The organism is Limnohabitans sp. INBF002 (assembly GCF_027924905.1).
Classification (GTDB): domain Bacteria; phylum Pseudomonadota; class Gammaproteobacteria; order Burkholderiales; family Burkholderiaceae_C; genus Limnohabitans.
Window position 1 is genome coordinate 146,342 of the sequence record NZ_AP027055.1, and the last position, 17,159, is coordinate 163,500.

Sequence of the window (17,159 nt, forward strand, 5' to 3'; positions counted from 1 at the left end):
ATGGAAACACGTGCAGTCCTTAGGGGCGTCCGTTTGTCGGTCGACAAAGGCCGTTTGGTCGCGGACATGATCCGCGGCAAAAAAGTTGACCAGGCTCTGAACATCCTGACGTTCACGCAGAAAAAAGCTGCTGGCATCGTCAAGAAAGTTTTGGAATCTGCGATTGCTAACGCTGAACACAACGACGGTGCAGACATCGACGAGTTGAAGGTGAAAACCATCTACGTCGAAAAAGGCGCCACGCTCAAGCGTTTCACTGCCCGCGCCAAAGGCCGCGGTAACAGTATCAGCAAGCCTACCTGTCACGTTTACGTGACAGTCGGTAACTGAAAGGTATAGGAAGATATGGGACAAAAAATCCACCCCACAGGCTTTCGCCTTGCAGTGAGCCGTAACTGGGCTAGCCGTTGGTACGCAAGCAACAATGACTTCGCTGGCATGCTGGCTGAAGACATCAAAGTGCGCGAATACCTGAAGACCAAGCTGAAAAACGCTTCTGTCTCTCGCGTTCTCATCGAGCGTCCCGCTAAAAGCGCACGCATCACCATCTTCTCGGCTCGTCCAGGCGTGGTGATCGGCAAAAAAGGCGAAGACATCGAGAACTTGAAGAAAGAACTCGCAGCGCGTTTGGGCGTGCCAGTCGCAGTCAACATCGAAGAAGTGCGTAAGCCTGAAATCGATGCTCAATTGATCGCTGACAGCATCACTCAACAGCTCGAAAAACGCATCATGTTCCGTCGCGCTATGAAGCGCGCCATGCAAAACGCCATGCGTCTGGGTGCCCAAGGCATCAAGATCATGTCGGCAGGTCGTTTGAACGGCATCGAGATCGCACGTACCGAGTGGTACCGTGAAGGTCGCGTGCCACTTCACACCCTGCGTGCAGACATCGATTACGCAACTTCTGAAGCTAAAACCACTTACGGCATCATCGGTGTCAAAGTGTGGGTTTACAAAGGCGATACCCTGGGTCGTAACGACCTGCCGGCCGCCGTTGAGCCACGTGCTGAAGAAGAGCGTCGTCCTCGCGGTCCCCGTCGTGATGCTCGCCCTACCGGTGACCGTCCCGCACGCAGCGGCGCTCGTCGTCCTGCAGGTACCAATGCCGCACCAACGGATGGCAGCGATAAACCCGCTGAAGCCGCTGATGCCCCTAAAACTGCCGTCAAGCGCGTCCGCAAGGTTGCCGCGCCCGCATCCACTGGCACGGCTGCGGACGGAACAGGAGAATAAGCATGCTGCAACCAGCACGCCGTAAATACCGCAAAGAGCAAAAAGGCCGCAACACCGGCATCGCAACACGTGGTAACACAGTTGCATTCGGTGACTTCGGTCTGAAATCCACCGATCGCGGCCGTCTGACGGCCCGCCAGATCGAGGCCGCACGTCGTGCGATCTCTCGTCACGTCAAACGTGGCGGCCGTATCTGGATTCGTGTGTTCCCTGACAAGCCGATCTCCCAAAAGCCTGCTGAAGTGCGTATGGGTAACGGTAAAGGTAACCCCGAGTACTACGTGGCTGAGATCCAACCCGGCAAGGTCCTCTACGAAATCGTAGGCGTCCCTGAAGAGTTGGCCCGTGAAGCATTCCGTCTGGCCGCTGCAAAGCTGCCCTTGCGCACCACATTCGTGGCTCGCATGATCGGCCAGTAATTCAGGAGAAATAAGAAATGAAAGCTGCTGAACTGCGCCAAAAAGACGTTGCCGGCCTCGAAGCTGAAGTCAAAGAGTTGCAAAAAGCTCACTTTGGCTTGCGCATGCAAAAAGGTACGCAACAACTCAACAACACGTCACAACTGCGTTCTACACGTCGCAGTATTGCCCGTGCGAAAACCATTCTTGCTGAAAAGCAAGCCGCCAAGTAAGGAGTGAACATGACGGACGCTAAGAAATCCCTCAAACGCACCTTGATTGGCAAGGTGGTTAGCGACAAGCGCGCTAAAACTGTGACTGTGCTCGTGGAGCGTCGTGTGAAGCACGCCCTCTACGGCAAGATCGTGGCTAAGTCCTCGAAGTATCACGCTCACGACGAAACAGGTGCCTACCACCTGGGCGACGTGATCGAGATCACTGAAAGCAAGCCAATTTCGAAAACCAAAAACTGGGTCGTGACCCGTTTGGTTGAGAAAGCGGCAGCGGTTTAAATACCAAAGAGCTTCGGCTCTGCAAGGCTAAAGAAAACGACCCACAATGTGGGTCGTTTTTGTTTTTGTAACGTCATATTTTTGGAGACACCATGATCAAAGTTGGAGACACCCTGCCACACACCACCCTGATGGAATATTCAGAGGTTGAAGGCGAAGGCTGCAGCATTGGCCCAAATGCCGTGGACGTGGCAAAAGCCACTGCCGGTAAGACCATTGCTTTGTTTGCGTTGCCGGGCGCTTTTACACCCACTTGCTCTGCCAAGCATGTGCCGGGCTATGTAGAAAAATTCGAACAATTCAAAGCCGCTGGCGTTGATGAAATTTGGTGTGTGAGCGTGAATGATGCGTTTGTGATGGGCGCTTGGGCACGTGACCAACACACCAACGGCAAAGTGCGCATGTTGGCGGATGGCAGTGCTGATTTCGCCAAAGCCACCGGCCTCACCTTGGACCTGACTGCGCGCGGCATGGGCTTGCGTAGCGATCGATACTCGATGCTCGTCAAAGACGGCAAAGTGGTGAACCTGAACGCGGAAGCGCCAGGCAAATTTGAAGTGAGCGACGCAGAGACCTTGCTGGCTCAAGCAAAAGCTTAATTCGCCAGTTGCAAAAAAGCCGCGCCAATCAGCGCGGCTTTTTTACGTCTCAACAATTAGCCGAGATTGACCAAGCGATACACCACATAGCCGCACCCCACCAACACACTTAACGCGAAAAGCCGCGAAGTCAAGGTGTCGCGTGAGTGGTGTGTCTCAGGCGGCAGCACTTTGTCCCCCGTCAGCATGGGGGTGATCAAGTCATCTTGTTTGATGCGCTTGTGATACAGCACGGCTCCCACGTGCGCCACGACCAAGAGGATCAGAAGAACTTTGCCAATGTCACTGTGGTATTCGGTGGCCCTAGAGACCCATTCGGACGAGACGAGGGCCGTCCAAGGTCCGGTGTTGGAAATCTCATCGTCGCTCATGAAGCCACTCAACACCTGAGCGAACAAAACGGCCAATATGGCCAATACAGACAGCGCGCCCAATGGGTTATGGCCCACGCTATGCGGGGTTTGCTTGGCGCGCACCGCCTGCACATAAGACAACAGCTTAGAGGGCGTTGGCACAAAGTGCACGAAGCGTGACCAGTGACCACCCACAACACCCCAAATCAAACGGAAAAAAACCAAGGTCAGCACAACATAGCCAAGCATGAAGTGAATTGGCATGGCATCGCCGCCGATTTCACCGCTGATGACCAATCCTGCGACCGACAGCGCTAGCAAAATATGAAAAACACGTGTGGGAAGATCCCAGATGCGAATGCGTTGAAAAGAAGAAGCGTGGTGCATGTGTGAGCAATGGCGGTGGCAAAAAGACAAGGTGATGGAAAGTTCGTAAACTCCGGCCACCTAAACGCGTATTTTCAACCTTAAAGGATCGACTTATGAAAAAAACAATTCTGACCTTGCTTGCAGTCAGCGCAGCAGCGATCAGCATCTCGGCCTTTGCACAATCGTCGCCATTTGCCAAACCGGAAGATGCCGTCAAGTACCGTAAAGCCGCCTTGACTGTGACCGCCGCGCATTTTGGTCGTTTGGGTGCGATGGCCCAGGGTAAGGTGCCGTTTGATGCCAAGGCGGCTGCAGAGAATGCCGACATCGTTGCCAACATGTCCAAGTTGCCTTGGGCTGCGTTTGGCGAAGGCACCGATGTGGGCGAAACCAAGGCCAAGCCTGAGATTTGGAAGCAAAACGCCAAGTTCAAAGAGGCCTCAGAAAAGTTCCAGGCTGAAGCCACAAAGTTGGCCGCAGCCGCTAAAAGCGGCAAAGAAGATACTTTCAAAACAGCTTTCTCGGCAACCGCCGGTACTTGCAAGTCATGTCACGATGACTTCAGAGCCAAATAAGCAAAGGCGTTAAGACGCGCGCGGTTTCCACAACTTGCGCTCATGCAAACGGGGTACTGGCCATGAGGCCGTGCCCCGTTTGCATTTGAAAATCATGCACATGTCGGCCACGTGACAGCCCATGAACGGCCAAGGCACTACGCGCGCTGCCCAGCTCCAGAGAACTTAGATAATGCAAGCCATGACAGGACGTGCGACGCGCTCAATTTCTTTACTTGCCTTGGCTGCGGCGCTTGGGGCCTGCACGCCTGCGCTCAACTGGCGGCAGGTGAGCGCAGGCACTTCCGGCGTGATGTGGTTGATGCCATGCAAGCCAGATCAGGCGACACGTCCGGTGACCTTGCGTGTCGCCAATCAAGATGTGCAAATCAGTTTGTTGCTGCAGGGGTGCGAAGCCAGCAATATGCAATTCACTTTTGGGCAGATGGTTGTGCCGCAAGGATTAACAGCGAGTGATGCGATGCGTGCATGGCGCTTGGCAAGTGTGGCCCCGCTCGAAGCCGCGCCAGCCGATGTGTTGGTGCAAACCTGGGCGATCCAAGGTGCCCGTGCGCAGACGCCGCCAGAGCGTGCCCAGGTCGTGACTGGAACGCACCAAGTGCAGTGGGTGTGGTTTGCCGATGGCAACAAAATTTATCAAGCAGCTGTGTATGGCACAGCCAAGGACAAAGGTTTGCCAGAGGCTGCCGAAACTTATTTTTCAGGAATCAAATTGCCATGAGCCATGATGTGTTGTCTCGCCGCACCGCGGTGTGGGTCTTTGTGGCGTTTGCTTCGGCCTATTTTTTATCCGCGTTGCTGCGCGCCATCACGGCCACGCTCTCGCCGACATTGAGCTTGGAATTTGGCTTGCAGGCACGTGATCTGGGGCTCTTGGCCGGCGGTTATTTTTTAGGCTTCTCCCTCACGCAGTTGCCCATGGGGCATTGGTTGGATCAGCACGGCCCCAAGAAAGTGGTGCTTAGCTTTTTGGGTGTCGCTGTGGTGGGCTGTCTGGCATTTGCATGGGCCACAGACTTCGGCGGCTTGTTGTTGGCCCGCGTGCTGATTGGTGTCGGTGTGAGTGCTTGTTTGATGGCACCACTGACAGGCTATCGCCGTTGGTTGGTTCTTGAAAAACAACAGCGCGCTAACGCGTGGATGCTGATGACAGGTGCGTTCGGTATGCTGGCGTCGACCTTGCCGGTGCAATGGCTGCTGCCCGTGATCGGTTGGCGCTGGATGTTTGTTGGTTTGGCGTTGTTGATTGTTTTGTCCATGGCATTGATGGCCTGGCAGGTTCCCAAGTGGCGCATTGCAGAGCCACCCGCCACAACGCGCACGCCAGCCAAACCCGTTGGCATTTTGGCAAGCTACAAACAAGTGTGGGCACATCCGTACTTTCGCAGTCTCACCCCGATGGGTTTCTTCAACTATGGCGGGTTGATCGCGATGCAAACCTTGTGGGCGGGGCCTTGGATGATCAAGGTGGCAGGCTACACATCGCTGGAAGCTGCAACGGGCTTGTTTTGGATCAACGTGTGCATGTTGGTGACGTTTTGGATTTGGGGTTTGGTGACGCCGATGCTGTACGCGCGCGGCCTGAACGCCAACAAGTTGATGACGTATGGCGTGCCCTTGAATTTTTGTGTGCAGACTTACATTGTGTTGGCTGGGGCCGATGCGGGTGCGTTGCATTGGGCCTTGTTTTGCATCAGCAGTTCGTTTGTGTCGCTTGCACAGCCTGCGGTGGGCATGGCGTTTCCCACGGCGCTGGCGGGGCGGGCTTTGTCGGCCTATAACTTGGTGCTGTTCTTGGGCGTGTTTGTGGTGCAGTGGGGCATGGGCTTGATGATTGACGGGTTTAAAACCGCCGGTTGGCAAGAGCCACAAGCCTTTCAGTGCGCCATGGCTGTATTTTTTACATGTTGCCTGGCGTCTTACGGCTATTTTTTGAAGCACAAATCAGACAGCTGATAATGCGCGGCAGACCTCGCTTTTTTATATGAACAACCGCATCCTCATCATCGCCCATGCGCCGCTGGCCAGTGCCTTGCGTGACTGCGCCATGCATGTGTATTCCGAGTGCGCGGCGGATGTGATTGCGCTAGACGTTTTGCCAGACGCGCAGCCTGAAGACACGTTGGCGCAAGCCTTGGACGTGGCTGGCGCAGCCTTGGACAGTGGTTTGTTGGTCCTGACCGATATTTTTGGCGCGACGCCAGCCAACGTTGCGCAAAAACTGGTCGCGGGCAGCAACGCCAAACTCATTGCGGGCGTGAACTTGCCCATGTTGTTTAGAAGTGTGTGTTATCGCCACGAGTCGCTCGACGCGCTGGTGGCGCGCGCACTCGCGGGTGGTACGCAAGGCGTGATGCAAGTTGCGATCACCGCCCCTCAAAATCAAAACCGTCGAATCCATGATCAAAACCACAACGACCATCAGCAATAAATTGGGCCTGCACGCGCGTGCTTCCGCCAAACTCACCAAACTCGCCGGCAGCTTTCCGTGCGAAGTCTGGATCAGCAAAGGCGAGCGCCGTGTGAATGCGAAAAGCATCATGGGCGTCATGATGTTGGCGGCCGGCATTGGCAGCGAGGTTGAGCTGGAAACCGATGGTGCCCAAGAGCAAGAAGCCATGGACGGCTTGTTGGCACTCATCGCCGACAAGTTTGGCGAAGGCGAGTAAGGGCGCACATGACATTCTCAGTCCACGGTCTTGCAGTCGCACGCGGCATCGCCATTGGGCGTGCGGTGCTGGTGGCATCCAGTCGCGTGGATGTGGCTCACTATTTCATCGAAGCCACACAAGTCGCTTCCGAAATTGAGCGCCTTTCAGAAGCGCGCCAGGCGGTGATGGCTGAGTTGCAGCAACTGCACGACAACTTGCCCAAAGAGTCGCCCCCAGAGCTGGCTGCGATTCTTGAGGTTCACCTCATGCTGCTGGACGACACCATGCTGGCTGACGGCGTGGCGCAGTGGGTGAAAGATCGTTTGTACAACGCCGAGTGGGCGTTGACCTCGCAGCTGGATGTGGTCGCACGCCAGTTCGACGAGATGGATGACCCGTATTTGCGCGAGCGCAAAGGTGATCTTGAGCAAGTGGTGGAGCGCATGCTGCGCCACATGAAAGGCATGCCGCATGTGATGCCCCAAGTCTCCCCCAAGCGTAGCAATCAGCCGCGTCAGCAAGATTTGCAGCTGGGTGATGAGATGGATGTCCCCTTGGTCTTGGTGGCGCACGACCTGTCGCCAGCCGACATGTTGCAATTCAAGCAAAGCGTGTTTGCCGGTTTTGTCACCGATGTCGGCGGCAAAACATCGCACACCGCCATCGTGGCGCGCAGCTTGGATATCCCTGCTGTGGTGGGTGCGCGCACGGCAAGTCAGCTGGTGCGACAAGACGACTGGATCATCATTGATGGTGATGCGGGCGTGGTCATTGTCAATCCCTCGCCCATCATCTTGGCGGAATACGGCTTCAAGCAACGTCAGGCAGAAGTCGAGCGTGAACGGCTTTCACGTTTGCGCCACACACCTGCAGTGACCCTAGATGGTCAGCGCGTGGACTTGTTGGCCAACATTGAAATGCCCGAGGACTCGCCTGCGGCTTTGGGCGTCGGTGCGGTGGGTGTGGGCTTGTTCCGCAGCGAGTTTTTGTTCATGGGTCGCGAAGGTGCGTTGCCTGATGAGGAAGAGCAGTTCCAAGCCTATCGACGCGCGGTGGAGGGCATGAAAGGCTTGCCCGTCACCATTCGCACGGTCGATGTGGGGGCCGACAAGCCCTTGGACCGCGCGATGAAAGAGGAAGCCCACTTGAACCCTGCGTTGGGTTTGCGAGCCATTCGCTGGAGCTTGGCTGACCCTGCGATGTTCTTGACGCAGTTACGCGCCATCTTGCGTGCGGCGGCTTATGGACAGGTTCATTTGCTCATTCCCATGCTGGCGCATGCGCGCGAAATTCAGCAAACGCTGGCGCTGCTTGAGCAAGCGCGCAAGCAGCTAGACGCGCGTGGCTTGGCATTTGGCCCTGTGAAAATTGGCGCCATGATTGAAGTGCCCGCTGCGGCACTCAGTGTGAAGATGTTCTTGCGCTATTTCGACTTCTTGTCGATTGGTACAAACGACTTGATTCAATACACCTTGGCCATTGACCGCGCCGATGAGTCAGTGGCACACCTGTATGACCCGCTACACCCAGCGGTGCTGCGTTTGGTGGCGGATGTCATTGCTGAGTGCCGCGCGCAGGGCAAGGGTGTGAGTGTCTGTGGCGAAATGGCGGGCGACCCCACGCTCACACGCTTGCTGTTGGGTTTGGGTCTGCGTAGTTTTTCGATGCACCCCACGCAAATCTTGGCCGTCAAGCAAGAGATCATTCGTGCGGACGCCTTGCGCCTTGAGGCGTGGTCGCAAGGCGTGTTGGCCAGCGATGAGCCGGCCGAGCTGATGGGGCTTTAAGCTTTCGCAGCTTCTGACGCCGCGTGGGCTTGCTGGTCTGCGTGATAGCTCGACCGCACCATGGCGCCGACGGCGGCATGGCTAAAGCCCATCTCGTAAGCCTTCTCTTCAAACATCTTGAACGTGTCTGGGTGCACGTAGCGGCGCACAGGGATGTGGCTGGTGCTAGGCGCCAAGTATTGGCCGATGGTGAGCATGTCGATGTTGTGATCGCGCATGTCTTGCATGACTTGCAAAATCTCTTCGTCCGTCTCGCCGAGGCCCACCATCAAGCCGCTTTTAGTGGGCACGTTGGGGTGGAGGGCTTTGAATTTTTTGAGCAAGTTCAAGCTGAAGGCGTAGTCGCTGCCAGGGCGCGCTTCTTTGTAGAGGCGTGGCACGGTTTCCATGTTGTGGTTCATCACATCAGGTGGTGCGGCTTTGAGAATTTCCAAAGCGCGGTCGTCACGGCCGCGGAAGTCGGGCACCAAAATTTCGATTTGCGTTTGGGGTGACAGCTCGCGTGTGCGGCGAATGCAGTCCACAAAGTGTTGGCTGCCACCGTCGCGCAAGTCATCGCGGTCCACGCTGGTGATGACCACGTATTTCAGTTTCAACTCAGCAATGGTTTTGGCCAAGTTTTCGGGTTCGTTTACATCGAGCGGGTCGGGGCGGCCATGGCCCACGTCGCAGAAGGGGCAGCGGCGGGTGCACTTGTCGCCCATGATCATGAATGTCGCGGTGCCTTTGCCGAAGCATTCACCAATGTTGGGGCAGCTGGCTTCTTCGCACACGGTCACCAACTTGTTGGCGCGCAGCACATCTTTGATTTCGTAAAAACGCGTGGACGGCGAGCCTGCTTTGACGCGAATCCAATCCGGCTTTTTCAGCACTTCGCTTTGCTCTACTTTCACGGGAATGCGTGAGAGTTTGGCGGCTGCTTTTTGCTTGGCCGAGGCGTTGTAGTTTTCGACGGTTTGCGCTTCGCGCACAACTGGGTTGTCAGGGGTAGACATAACGAGTGGCCCTGTGGAGTCAGGGCGCCAAATAGGTGACGAGCTTTTGGCTCAAAACATCAGCGGCGTCTTGCCAGCTGACCGATGCGCCGATTGTAGAAAGATCGACGGTTTGCAAACCTTGATAGCCACAAGGGTTGATGCGTTGGTAGGGTGATAGGTCCATGGCCACATTCAGCGCCACACCGTGGTACGTGCAATGGCGGCTGACTTTGATGCCGAGTGCCGCGATTTTCCCCAGGCCCGCAAAGTCTGGGTCTTTGCTGCCGTCTTTTTGCGGGCGCTGTGCCAGCATGGCGTGGCTGTGTGGGTTGTCTAAGCGCACATAGATGCCAGGCGCACCAGACACGCGGTGTCCCGTCACGCCAAAGTGATCGAGCGTGCGAATCACGGCCTCTTCAATGCGGTACACATATTCTTTGACGTAGTAGCCTGCACGTTTGAGGTCAATCAGCGGGTAGGCCACCACTTGGCCTGGGCCATGAAATGTCACTTGCCCGCCGCGGTTGGTGGGAACGACAGGGATGTCCCCTGGGGCAAGCAAGTGGTCGTCGTGCCCGGCGAGTCCCTGCGTGAATACGGGGGGGTGTTCGCAAACCCATAGTTCATCCGGTGTATCGGACGTGCGTGCGGTCGTGAAATCCTGCATCGCTTGGTAGGTTGGCAGGTACGGCACAAGGCCGAGTTGTTTGATCACAGAACCACTTTCACCATGGGGTGAGAGGTGAGGGTACGGTACAGCTCGTCGAGTTGTTCGCGGCTGGTGGCGGTCACAGTGATGGTGACGCCTAAATAATTGCCGCCTTTGCTTTCTCGCAACTCAATGGTGGTGGCGTCAAATGCGGGGTCAAATTGCTCGGCAATGTAGGTCACCGCATGCACAAAACCATCGGCCTTCGTTCCCATGACTTTGATGGGAAAAAGGCTTGGATACTCGATCAGCGAGTCAGCACGAGGGTTTTCTGGGGGGGGGCTTGAGCTTGTCATGTGGGAAATTATCCTCTTCTTGGTGCAATCAGCCTAAAAGCGTATGTGTTATCACGTACAATAATTGGCTCTATAGAGGCTAGTGGATGTAACCTGGGCGTAAACAAACATGACCAGAATACAACCCGAAGATCAAGAAAACGTACAAGACACGTTTGAGCCGCTCACCGCCGAAGAGGTGGCCGAGTTGCGCAAGCGGCAGCCCCTTCTGTCGGTATGGCGGGTGGTCGGAGTCCAGGTCATGCTGGGGCTCTTGGTGGCGGGTTTTGTGTGGTTGGTGTCAGGACGTATGGCGGCTGTGTATTCGGCGCTTTACGGAGCTCTGGCGGTGATCGCCCCTGCGGCGCTCTTTGCGCGAGGCTTGACCAGTCGGGTTGCCTCCGTGAATGTTGGTGCTGCGGTGTTTGGCTTTTTCCTCTGGGAGATGGTCAAAATAGGCTTGACGGTCGCAATGTTGTTTGCGGCTCCGCGTCTTGTGAGTGATTTGAGCTGGCCTGCCATGTTGGCGGGTCTGGTAGTGACAATGAAGGTGTATTGGGTGGCGCTTGGCTTTCGCAAGGTGTTTTACCCGATCAATCCAACTTAAAGAAGAGCGAACGAATGTCTGTTGAACATGGTCCGACCGCTGGTGAATACATCGTTCACCACCTGACGCATCTGCAAAACAAGCCGATGGCTGGCGTCATTGACTTCTCCGTTTACAACCTTGACTCGATTTTCTGGTCTGTGTTGTTGGGTGTGGTTGCTAGCTTCTTCTTGTGGCGTGCCGCGCGTGGTGCAACTGCCCACGCACCAGGTCGCTTCCAAGCTGCCGTTGAAATCTTGGTCGAGATGGTGGATAGCCAAGCCAAGGGCATCATTCACAGTGCTGAGAGCCGTAAATTGGTGGCGCCTTTAGCTTTGACGGTGTTCGTCTGGATTTTCTTGATGAACGCCATGGACTTGTTCCCAGTTGATTTGTTCCCCAAAATTTGGGAAATCATCTACGGTGCGAACGGCGGTGATGCGCATCACGCTTACATGCGTGTGGTGCCTTCGGCTGACTTGTCCACCACATTGGGTTTGTCTACTTCTGTTTTGTTGGTCTGCGTGTTCTACAACATCAAGATCAAAGGCATTGGCGGCTGGGTGCATGAGTTGTTCTGTGCTCCGTTCGGTGCTCATCCCCTGCTTTGGCCTGTCAACTTCGTCATGCAAATGATCGAGTTTGCCGCCAAGACCGTGTCGCATGGCATGCGACTGTTCGGCAACATGTATGCTGGCGAGTTGGTGTTCATGCTGATCGCCTTGATGGGTGGCGCTGCTGCTGCCACATTGCCGGGCATCTTGCTGCCCATCGGTCACATCATTGCTGGTTCTATTTGGGCCATCTTCCACATCATGATCATCACATTGCAAGCCTTCATCTTCATGATGTTGACGCTGGTGTATGTGGGTCAAGCGCACGACGCGCACTGATTTCGGTTTTTTCTTAACTTTTCTCTCTCATCCATTCTTTAGGAGCAACAAAATGGAACACGTCCTCGGTTATGTAGCACTCGCAGCTGGCCTCATCATTGGTTTGGGCGCTATCGGTGCTTGTATCGGTATCGGCATCATGGGTAGCAAGTACCTCGAAGCAGCTGCACGTCAGCCTGAATTGATGAACGAATTGCAAACCAAAATGTTCTTGTTGGCTGGTCTGATCGACGCTGCTTTCTTGATCGGCGTTGGTATCGCCATGATGTTCGCATTCGCGAACCCCTTCGTCCTGAAGTAATCTAGCAACTACCAAAAGAAAGGTGTTGCCGTGAGCATCAACGCAACCCTGTTCGTCCAGATGATCGTTTTTGCGGTCTTGGTGTGGTTCACGATGAAATTCGTGTGGCCACCCATCGCAAGCGCCCTCGACGAACGTTCAGAAAAAATTGCCCATGGTTTGGCTGCGGCCGAACATGCCAAGATTGAACTGTCCAATGCGCACAAAGAAGTTGAACTCAAGCTGGCCGAAACCCGCAATGAGTCCACTGCTTTGTTGGCTGACGCAGAGCGTCGTGCACAACACTTGATCGACGAAGCCAAGGCTCATGCCACGGTTGAAGCGAACAAGATTGTTGCTGCTGCTCATGCAGAAGCTGCGCAAGAAGTCGTGAAAGCCCGTGAAGCACTGCGTGAGCAAGTGGCTGCATTGGCTGTCAAAGGTGCCGAGCAGATTCTCCGTAAGGAAGTCAACGCTGGTGTCCACGCCGACTTGCTGGGCCGTCTGAAGACTGAGCTGTAAGAGGACAACATGGCCGAACTCGCCACCATTGCCCGCCCTTACGCAGAAGCTTTGTTCAAGGCTTCGGCCGCAGACCTGAGCGGTACCGCTGCATGGCTCGAAGAGCTTGCAGCGATCGCTGGGAACGCCCAATTACTGCAATTTGCAGAAGGCCCCAAAGTCACATCAAGCCAAGTGTTTGATTTGATTTCTGGTGTTGCTAAATCCAAATTGCCAACTGCTGCGCAAAACTTTTTGCGCGCCGTGATTGACAACGGTCGCTTGAGCGCGCTGCCCGAAGTGGCAACGCAATTCCGCGCACATGTCAACGCGCAAAGCGGTACGGCAGACGCTGTTGTGTACAGCGCTTTTGACATCGACGCAGCAGCTTTGGCTGATGTGAAGACGACTCTTGAAAAGCGTTTTGGCCGCAAACTCAACGTCTCTGTGGCCTTGCAGCCTGAGCTGATTGGCGGTATTCGCGTGGTGGTGGGTGACGAAGTGTTGGACACTTCTGTCAAAGCCCGTTTAGATCAAATGAAAGTTGCGCTGACGGCTTAATGCCTGTCAGCCCTAACAAGAAAGAAGGAAAGAGTCATGCAACTCAATCCAGCAGAAATCTCTGAGCTGATTAAGAGCCGTATCGAAGGTTTGGGCAATGAAGCCAACGTTCGTAATCAAGGCACCGTTTTGTCGGTGACTGACGGTATCGTTCGCGTGCACGGTCTTTCAGACGCGATGCAAGGCGAAATGTTGGAGTTCCCCAACAACACATTCGGTCTGGCCCTGAACCTCGAGCGTGACTCGGTCGGTGCTGTGATCTTGGGTGAGTACGAGCACATCTCTGAAGGCGACATTGTCAAATGTACAGGTCGCATTTTGGAAGTGCCAGTCGGCCCTGAATTGATTGGCCGCGTGGTGAACGCTTTGGGTCAGCCTATCGACGGCAAAGGCCCGATCAACGCCAAGATGACTGACGTGATCGAAAAGGTTGCACCAGGCGTTATTGCTCGCGAATCCGTGAGCCAGCCTATGCAAACAGGTCTGAAGTCTGTTGACTCCATGGTGCCCGTGGGCCGTGGTCAGCGCGAGTTGATCATTGGTGACCGTCAAACAGGTAAAACAGCTGTTGCGATCGACGCCATCATCAACCAAAAAGGTCAAAACATGACCTGCGTTTACGTCGCGATTGGCCAAAAAGCCTCGTCGATCAAAAACGTGGTGCGCGCTTTGGAACAAGCTGGCGCGATGGAGTACACCATCGTTGTGGCCGCTTCTGCTTCTGAGTCTGCAGCGATGCAATACGTGTCCGCCTACTCCGGCTGCACGATGGGCGAATACTTCCGCGACCGTGGCGAAGACGCCTTGATCGTGTATGACGATTTGTCTAAGCAAGCTGTGGCTTACCGCCAAGTGTCTTTGCTGTTGCGTCGCCCACCAGGCCGCGAAGCTTACCCTGGCGACGTGTTCTATCTCCACAGCCGTTTGCTCGAGCGCGCTGCCCGCGTGAACGCCGACTACGTCGAAGCCTTCACCAAAGGCGCCGTCAAAGGCAAAACGGGTTCATTGACTGCATTGCCAATCATTGAAACCCAAGCCGGTGACGTGTCTGCTTTCGTGCCAACCAACGTGATTTCGATCACTGACGGTCAGATCTTCTTGGAAACCTCGTTGTTCAACGCTGGTATCCGTCCTGCGATCAACGCCGGTATCTCGGTGTCTCGCGTGGGTGGTGCAGCGCAAACGAAATTGATCAAGAACTTGTCCGGTGGTATCCGTACCGACTTGGCTCAGTACCGTGAATTGGCAGCGTTTGCTCAGTTCGCTTCTGACCTCGACGAAGCCACACGTAAACAGCTTGACCGCGGTGCTCGCGTGACTGAATTGCTCAAACAAGCTCAGTACAGCCCACAGTCCATCAGCATCATGGGTTCAACCCTGTTTGCGGTGAACAAAGGCTTCATGGACGACATCGAAGTCAAACAAGTTCTGCACTTTGAATATGAAATGCACGCTTACCTCAAAGCTAAGCACGCTGCCTTGTTGGCCAAACTCGAAGCCGACAAAGCCATGGACAAAGATGCCGAGGCCGAACTGACCGCAGCATTGACTGCGTTCAAGAAAACCTTTGCTTAATTCCTACCTGACACAAGGAGCCTCAAATGGCAGCAGGTAAGGAAATTCGCGGCAAGATCAAATCGGTGGAAAACACCAAGAAGATCACCAAAGCCATGGAAATGGTCGCCGCGTCTAAGATGCGTAAGGCGCAAGACCGCATGCGTGCGGCTCGCCCTTACAGCGAGAAAATTCGCCATGTCGCGGCTAACCTCGGCAAGGCCAATCCTGAGTACGTTCACCCCTTCATGGAAGTGAATCACGCCAAGGACGTGGGCCTGATCGTGGTCACCACAGACAAAGGCTTGTGCGGCGGTCTCAACACCAACGTGTTGCGTATGGTGGCGAACAAGCTGCGTGACTTGCAAACCGAAGGGCACAAAGCGCAAGCTGTGGCCATCGGTAACAAAGGTCTGGGCTTCTTAGGTCGTTCAGGTGTCAAAGTTGTGGCGCATGCGACACAGCTGGGTGACACCCCTCACCTCGACAAGCTCATTGGCCCAGTCAAGGTGTTGTTGGATGCGTATGTCAACGGCGAGATCAATTCGGTCCAGCTGTGTTACACGCGTTTCATCAACACCATGAAGCAAGAGTCTGTGGTTGAGCAGCTTCTGCCTTTGTCGGCCGAAGTGCTGAAAACGCACGAAGTGCACAGCACTTGGGATTACATCTACGAACCGGACGCGCAAACTGTCATCGACGAATTGTTGCTCCGCTACGTGGAAGCTATGGTGTATCAAGCTGTGGCTGAAAGTATGGCGTCCGAGCAATCGGCCCGTATGGTTGCGATGAAGTCTGCGACCGACAACGCTGGGAACGTGATCAACGAACTCAAACTGGTTTACAACAAGACGCGTCAAGCGGCGATTACGAAAGAACTTTCGGAAATCGTTGCCGGTGCGGCTGCTGTCTGATTTTAATTTTTGGAGCAAAAAATGGCTCATGCCCAAGGCAAGATTGTTCAATGTATTGGCGCTGTGGTGGACGTCGAGTTCCCACGCGACCAGATGCCCAAGGTCTACGACGCGCTCAAGCTCGAAGGCACTGCACTGACTCTGGAAGTTCAGCAACAGCTCGGTGACGGCATCGTCCGTACCATCGCGTTGGGAACTTCTGACGGTTTGCGTCGTGGTTTGATGGTGACTAACACTGGCGCCGGTATCACCGTGCCAGTGGGTAAAGCCACACTCGGTCGCATCATGGACGTGTTGGGTAACCCCATCGACGAACGTGGCCCAGTTGACCAAACTCAAACTGCCACGATTCACCGCAAGGCCCCCGCCTATGACGAACTCAGCCCTTCGCAAGAATTGCTCGAGACCGGCATCAAGGTGATCGACTTGGTTTGTCCTTTCGCCAAAGGCGGTAAGGTTGGCTTGTTCGGTGGCGCCGGTGTGGGCAAAACCGTGAACATGATGGAACTCATCAACAACATCGCTAAAGCGCACAGCGGCTTGTCCGTGTTCGCTGGTGTGGGTGAGCGTACCCGTGAAGGTAACGACTTCTATCACGAGATGGCCGACTCAGGCGTGGTGAACTTGAAAGACTTGAACGAGTCTAAAGTGGCCATGGTTTACGGTCAGATGAACGAGCCTCCTGGCAACCGTTTGCGCGTGGCGTTGACTGGTTTGACCATCGCTGAATCATTCCGTGACGAAGGCAAAGACGTGTTGTTCTTCGTGGACAACATCTATCGCTACACCTTGGCCGGTACCGAAGTGTCCGCTTTGTTGGGTCGTATGCCTTCTGCTGTGGGTTACCAACCTACATTGGCCGAAGAAATGGGCCGTTTGCAAGAGCGTATTACATCGACCAAAGTGGGTTCTATCACTTCCATCCAAGCCGTTTACGTGCCTGCCGATGACTTGACCGACCCATCTCCAGCGACCACCTTTGCTCACTTGGACTCCACCGTTGTGTTGAGCCGTGACATCGCTTCTTTGGGTATCTACCCCGCTGTGGATCCTTTGGACTCCACCAGCCGTCAGTTGGATCCCTTGGTTGTGGGTGAAGAGCACTACGCCACAGCTCGCGCTGTGCAAGGTACTTTGCAACGCTACAAAGAATTGCGTGACATCATCGCGATTTTGGGCATGGACGAATTGGCACCTGAAGACAAGCTGGCCGTGGCCCGCGCTCGTAAGATCCAACGTTTCCTGTCACAGCCTTTCCACGTTGCTGAAGTGTTCACTGGCTCGCCCGGTAAATACGTGACCTTGGCTGAAACCATCCGTGGTTTCAAGATGATTGTGAACGGTGAGTGTGACCACTTGCCCGAACAAGCCTTCTACATGGTCGGTACCATCGACGAAGCGTTCGAAAAAGCTAAAAAGATCTGAGAGATCC

The 17,159-nt window shown here is 55.0% G+C and carries 24 protein-coding genes; 20 read left to right on the forward strand and 4 right to left on the reverse strand.

Annotated elements, in window-relative coordinates; all coding sequences use genetic code 11:
• From rplV to QMG15_RS00730, 6 genes are all read left to right on the forward strand, one after another.
• Positions 1 to 330 carry a 50S ribosomal protein L22 gene (rplV, locus tag QMG15_RS00705; RefSeq protein WP_100133886.1) on the forward strand — a complete coding sequence of 110 codons (330 nt, stop codon included), beginning with the start codon at positions 1 to 3 and terminating at the stop codon, positions 328 to 330.
• Between the two features lie 15 nt (positions 331 to 345).
• Entirely contained in the window at positions 346 to 1,233 is an 888-nt protein-coding gene (gene rpsC, locus QMG15_RS00710; RefSeq protein WP_281789046.1) for a 30S ribosomal protein S3, read from the forward strand.
• 2 nt (positions 1,234 to 1,235) lie between these two features.
• On the forward strand, positions 1,236 to 1,652 hold the full coding sequence (gene rplP, locus QMG15_RS00715) for a 50S ribosomal protein L16 (protein WP_100133884.1): 417 nt from the start codon (positions 1,236 to 1,238) through the stop codon (positions 1,650 to 1,652).
• A 17-nt stretch (positions 1,653 to 1,669) separates the two neighbouring features.
• Positions 1,670 to 1,864 (forward strand): 50S ribosomal protein L29, encoded by a 195-nt coding sequence (gene rpmC / locus QMG15_RS00720; protein ID WP_100147416.1) that lies wholly within the window; start codon positions 1,670 to 1,672, stop codon positions 1,862 to 1,864.
• Positions 1,865 to 1,873: 9 nt separating this feature from the next.
• Positions 1,874 to 2,143, forward strand: a complete 270-nt coding sequence (gene rpsQ, locus QMG15_RS00725; RefSeq protein WP_108360291.1) for a 30S ribosomal protein S17 — start codon at positions 1,874 to 1,876, stop codon at positions 2,141 to 2,143.
• Between the two features lie 92 nt (positions 2,144 to 2,235).
• Positions 2,236 to 2,742: a peroxiredoxin gene (locus QMG15_RS00730; protein ID WP_108360290.1), complete on the forward strand. Its 507-nt coding sequence runs from the start codon at positions 2,236 to 2,238 to the stop codon at positions 2,740 to 2,742.
• A gap of 56 nt (positions 2,743 to 2,798) precedes the next feature.
• Here QMG15_RS00730 and QMG15_RS00735 read toward each other — a convergent pair whose 3' ends face one another.
• On the reverse strand, positions 2,799 to 3,482 hold the full coding sequence (locus QMG15_RS00735) for a cytochrome b/b6 domain-containing protein (protein WP_281789047.1): 684 nt from the start codon (positions 3,480 to 3,482) through the stop codon (positions 2,799 to 2,801).
• A 95-nt stretch (positions 3,483 to 3,577) separates the two neighbouring features.
• On the opposite strand from QMG15_RS00735, the gene QMG15_RS00740 reads away from it, so the two are divergent.
• The 6 genes from QMG15_RS00740 to ptsP all read left to right on the forward strand — a co-directional run bounded on the left by QMG15_RS00740 (position 3,578) and on the right by ptsP (position 8,477).
• Complete coding sequence (locus tag QMG15_RS00740) at positions 3,578 to 4,039, forward strand: cytochrome c (RefSeq protein WP_281789048.1); 462 nt, start codon at positions 3,578 to 3,580, stop codon at positions 4,037 to 4,039.
• Between the two features lie 181 nt (positions 4,040 to 4,220).
• On the forward strand, positions 4,221 to 4,760 hold the full coding sequence (locus QMG15_RS00745) for a hypothetical protein (protein WP_281789049.1): 540 nt from the start codon (positions 4,221 to 4,223) through the stop codon (positions 4,758 to 4,760).
• A complete protein-coding gene (locus QMG15_RS00750) occupies positions 4,757 to 5,995 on the forward strand; it encodes an MFS transporter (protein ID WP_281789050.1) in 1,239 nt (412 codons plus the stop codon). The genes QMG15_RS00745 and QMG15_RS00750 overlap by 4 nt, the downstream gene beginning before the upstream one ends.
• 28 nt (positions 5,996 to 6,023) lie before the next feature.
• Positions 6,024 to 6,470: a PTS fructose transporter subunit IIA gene (locus tag QMG15_RS00755; protein ID WP_108360285.1), complete on the forward strand. Its 447-nt coding sequence runs from the start codon at positions 6,024 to 6,026 to the stop codon at positions 6,468 to 6,470.
• Entirely contained in the window at positions 6,439 to 6,708 is a 270-nt protein-coding gene (locus QMG15_RS00760) for an HPr family phosphocarrier protein (RefSeq protein ID WP_108360284.1), read from the forward strand. Before QMG15_RS00755 ends, QMG15_RS00760 begins: the two co-directional genes overlap by 32 nt.
• Before the next feature lie 8 nt (positions 6,709 to 6,716).
• Positions 6,717 to 8,477, forward strand: a complete 1,761-nt coding sequence (gene ptsP, locus QMG15_RS00765; protein WP_281789051.1) for a phosphoenolpyruvate--protein phosphotransferase — start codon at positions 6,717 to 6,719, stop codon at positions 8,475 to 8,477.
• On the opposite strand, the gene lipA is transcribed toward ptsP, so the two are convergent.
• The 3 genes from lipA to QMG15_RS00780 are packed head-to-tail and all read right to left on the reverse strand — an operon-like array spanning position 8,474 to position 10,459.
• Positions 8,474 to 9,472, reverse strand: a complete 999-nt coding sequence (gene lipA, locus QMG15_RS00770; RefSeq protein WP_281789052.1) for a lipoyl synthase — start codon at positions 9,470 to 9,472, stop codon at positions 8,474 to 8,476. The genes ptsP and lipA overlap by 4 nt on opposite strands.
• Before the next feature lie 19 nt (positions 9,473 to 9,491).
• Positions 9,492 to 10,121, reverse strand: coding sequence for a lipoyl(octanoyl) transferase LipB (lipB, locus tag QMG15_RS00775; RefSeq protein ID WP_281790050.1), 630 nt, complete (start codon positions 10,119 to 10,121; stop codon positions 9,492 to 9,494).
• A gap of 44 nt (positions 10,122 to 10,165) precedes the next feature.
• Entirely contained in the window at positions 10,166 to 10,459 is a 294-nt protein-coding gene (locus tag QMG15_RS00780) for a DUF493 family protein (protein WP_108402139.1), read from the reverse strand.
• Between the two features lie 109 nt (positions 10,460 to 10,568).
• On the opposite strand from QMG15_RS00780, the gene QMG15_RS00785 reads away from it, so the two are divergent.
• The 8 genes from QMG15_RS00785 to atpD are packed head-to-tail and all read left to right on the forward strand — an operon-like array spanning position 10,569 to position 17,152.
• Positions 10,569 to 11,045, forward strand: a complete 477-nt coding sequence (locus QMG15_RS00785; RefSeq protein WP_281789053.1) for an ATP synthase subunit I — start codon at positions 10,569 to 10,571, stop codon at positions 11,043 to 11,045.
• A 14-nt stretch (positions 11,046 to 11,059) separates the two neighbouring features.
• The gene (gene atpB / locus QMG15_RS00790; protein ID WP_108360278.1) at positions 11,060 to 11,917 is read left to right on the forward strand and encodes a F0F1 ATP synthase subunit A; all 858 of its coding nucleotides are present in this window, start codon (positions 11,060 to 11,062) and stop codon (positions 11,915 to 11,917) included.
• A 52-nt stretch (positions 11,918 to 11,969) separates the two neighbouring features.
• Positions 11,970 to 12,218, forward strand: a complete 249-nt coding sequence (gene atpE, locus QMG15_RS00795) for a F0F1 ATP synthase subunit C (RefSeq protein WP_100147432.1) — start codon at positions 11,970 to 11,972, stop codon at positions 12,216 to 12,218.
• Between the two features lie 30 nt (positions 12,219 to 12,248).
• Complete coding sequence (locus QMG15_RS00800; RefSeq protein WP_108360277.1) at positions 12,249 to 12,719, forward strand: F0F1 ATP synthase subunit B; 471 nt, start codon at positions 12,249 to 12,251, stop codon at positions 12,717 to 12,719.
• Positions 12,720 to 12,728: 9 nt separating this feature from the next.
• Positions 12,729 to 13,259, forward strand: coding sequence for a F0F1 ATP synthase subunit delta (locus QMG15_RS00805; RefSeq protein ID WP_281789055.1), 531 nt, complete (start codon positions 12,729 to 12,731; stop codon positions 13,257 to 13,259).
• A gap of 36 nt (positions 13,260 to 13,295) precedes the next feature.
• Complete coding sequence (gene atpA, locus QMG15_RS00810; RefSeq protein ID WP_108360275.1) at positions 13,296 to 14,834, forward strand: F0F1 ATP synthase subunit alpha; 1,539 nt, start codon at positions 13,296 to 13,298, stop codon at positions 14,832 to 14,834.
• A 26-nt stretch (positions 14,835 to 14,860) separates the two neighbouring features.
• Positions 14,861 to 15,727, forward strand: coding sequence for a F0F1 ATP synthase subunit gamma (gene atpG / locus QMG15_RS00815; protein WP_108360274.1), 867 nt, complete (start codon positions 14,861 to 14,863; stop codon positions 15,725 to 15,727).
• A 21-nt stretch (positions 15,728 to 15,748) separates the two neighbouring features.
• A complete protein-coding gene (atpD, locus tag QMG15_RS00820) occupies positions 15,749 to 17,152 on the forward strand; it encodes a F0F1 ATP synthase subunit beta (RefSeq protein WP_108360304.1) in 1,404 nt (467 codons plus the stop codon).
• Positions 17,153 to 17,159: the final 7 nt, after the last annotated feature.

Bases quoted from the DNA above. Each gene is read 5' to 3' on its own strand.
- rpmC (WP_100147416.1), top strand. From the start codon at position 1,670: ATGAAAGCTGCTGAACTGCGCCAAAAAGACGTTGCCGGCCTCGAAGCT.
- rpsC (WP_281789046.1), top strand. From the start codon at position 346: ATGGGACAAAAAATCCACCCCACAGGCTTTCGCCTTGCAGTGAGCCGT.
- ptsP (WP_281789051.1), top strand. From the start codon at position 6,717: ATGACATTCTCAGTCCACGGTCTTGCAGTCGCACGCGGCATCGCCATT.
- QMG15_RS00755 (WP_108360285.1), top strand. From the start codon at position 6,024: ATGAACAACCGCATCCTCATCATCGCCCATGCGCCGCTGGCCAGTGCC.
- QMG15_RS00805 (WP_281789055.1), top strand. From the start codon at position 12,729: ATGGCCGAACTCGCCACCATTGCCCGCCCTTACGCAGAAGCTTTGTTC.
- atpG (WP_108360274.1), top strand. From the start codon at position 14,861: ATGGCAGCAGGTAAGGAAATTCGCGGCAAGATCAAATCGGTGGAAAAC.
- QMG15_RS00780 (WP_108402139.1), bottom strand. From the start codon at position 10,459: ATGACAAGCTCAAGCCCCCCCCCAGAAAACCCTCGTGCTGACTCGCTG.
- QMG15_RS00785 (WP_281789053.1), top strand. From the start codon at position 10,569: ATGACCAGAATACAACCCGAAGATCAAGAAAACGTACAAGACACGTTT.
- rplV (WP_100133886.1), top strand. From the start codon at position 1: ATGGAAACACGTGCAGTCCTTAGGGGCGTCCGTTTGTCGGTCGACAAA.
- atpD (WP_108360304.1), top strand. From the start codon at position 15,749: ATGGCTCATGCCCAAGGCAAGATTGTTCAATGTATTGGCGCTGTGGTG.
- QMG15_RS00740 (WP_281789048.1), top strand. From the start codon at position 3,578: ATGAAAAAAACAATTCTGACCTTGCTTGCAGTCAGCGCAGCAGCGATC.
- QMG15_RS00760 (WP_108360284.1), top strand. From the start codon at position 6,439: ATGATCAAAACCACAACGACCATCAGCAATAAATTGGGCCTGCACGCG.
- atpE (WP_100147432.1), top strand. From the start codon at position 11,970: ATGGAACACGTCCTCGGTTATGTAGCACTCGCAGCTGGCCTCATCATT.
- lipA (WP_281789052.1), bottom strand. From the start codon at position 9,472: ATGTCTACCCCTGACAACCCAGTTGTGCGCGAAGCGCAAACCGTCGAA.
- rpsQ (WP_108360291.1), top strand. From the start codon at position 1,874: ATGACGGACGCTAAGAAATCCCTCAAACGCACCTTGATTGGCAAGGTG.
- QMG15_RS00745 (WP_281789049.1), top strand. From the start codon at position 4,221: ATGACAGGACGTGCGACGCGCTCAATTTCTTTACTTGCCTTGGCTGCG.
- atpA (WP_108360275.1), top strand. From the start codon at position 13,296: ATGCAACTCAATCCAGCAGAAATCTCTGAGCTGATTAAGAGCCGTATC.
- rplP (WP_100133884.1), top strand. From the start codon at position 1,236: ATGCTGCAACCAGCACGCCGTAAATACCGCAAAGAGCAAAAAGGCCGC.
- atpB (WP_108360278.1), top strand. From the start codon at position 11,060: ATGTCTGTTGAACATGGTCCGACCGCTGGTGAATACATCGTTCACCAC.
- QMG15_RS00750 (WP_281789050.1), top strand. From the start codon at position 4,757: ATGAGCCATGATGTGTTGTCTCGCCGCACCGCGGTGTGGGTCTTTGTG.
- QMG15_RS00730 (WP_108360290.1), top strand. From the start codon at position 2,236: ATGATCAAAGTTGGAGACACCCTGCCACACACCACCCTGATGGAATAT.
- lipB (WP_281790050.1), bottom strand. From the start codon at position 10,121: ATGCAGGATTTCACGACCGCACGCACGTCCGATACACCGGATGAACTA.
- QMG15_RS00735 (WP_281789047.1), bottom strand. From the start codon at position 3,482: ATGCACCACGCTTCTTCTTTTCAACGCATTCGCATCTGGGATCTTCCC.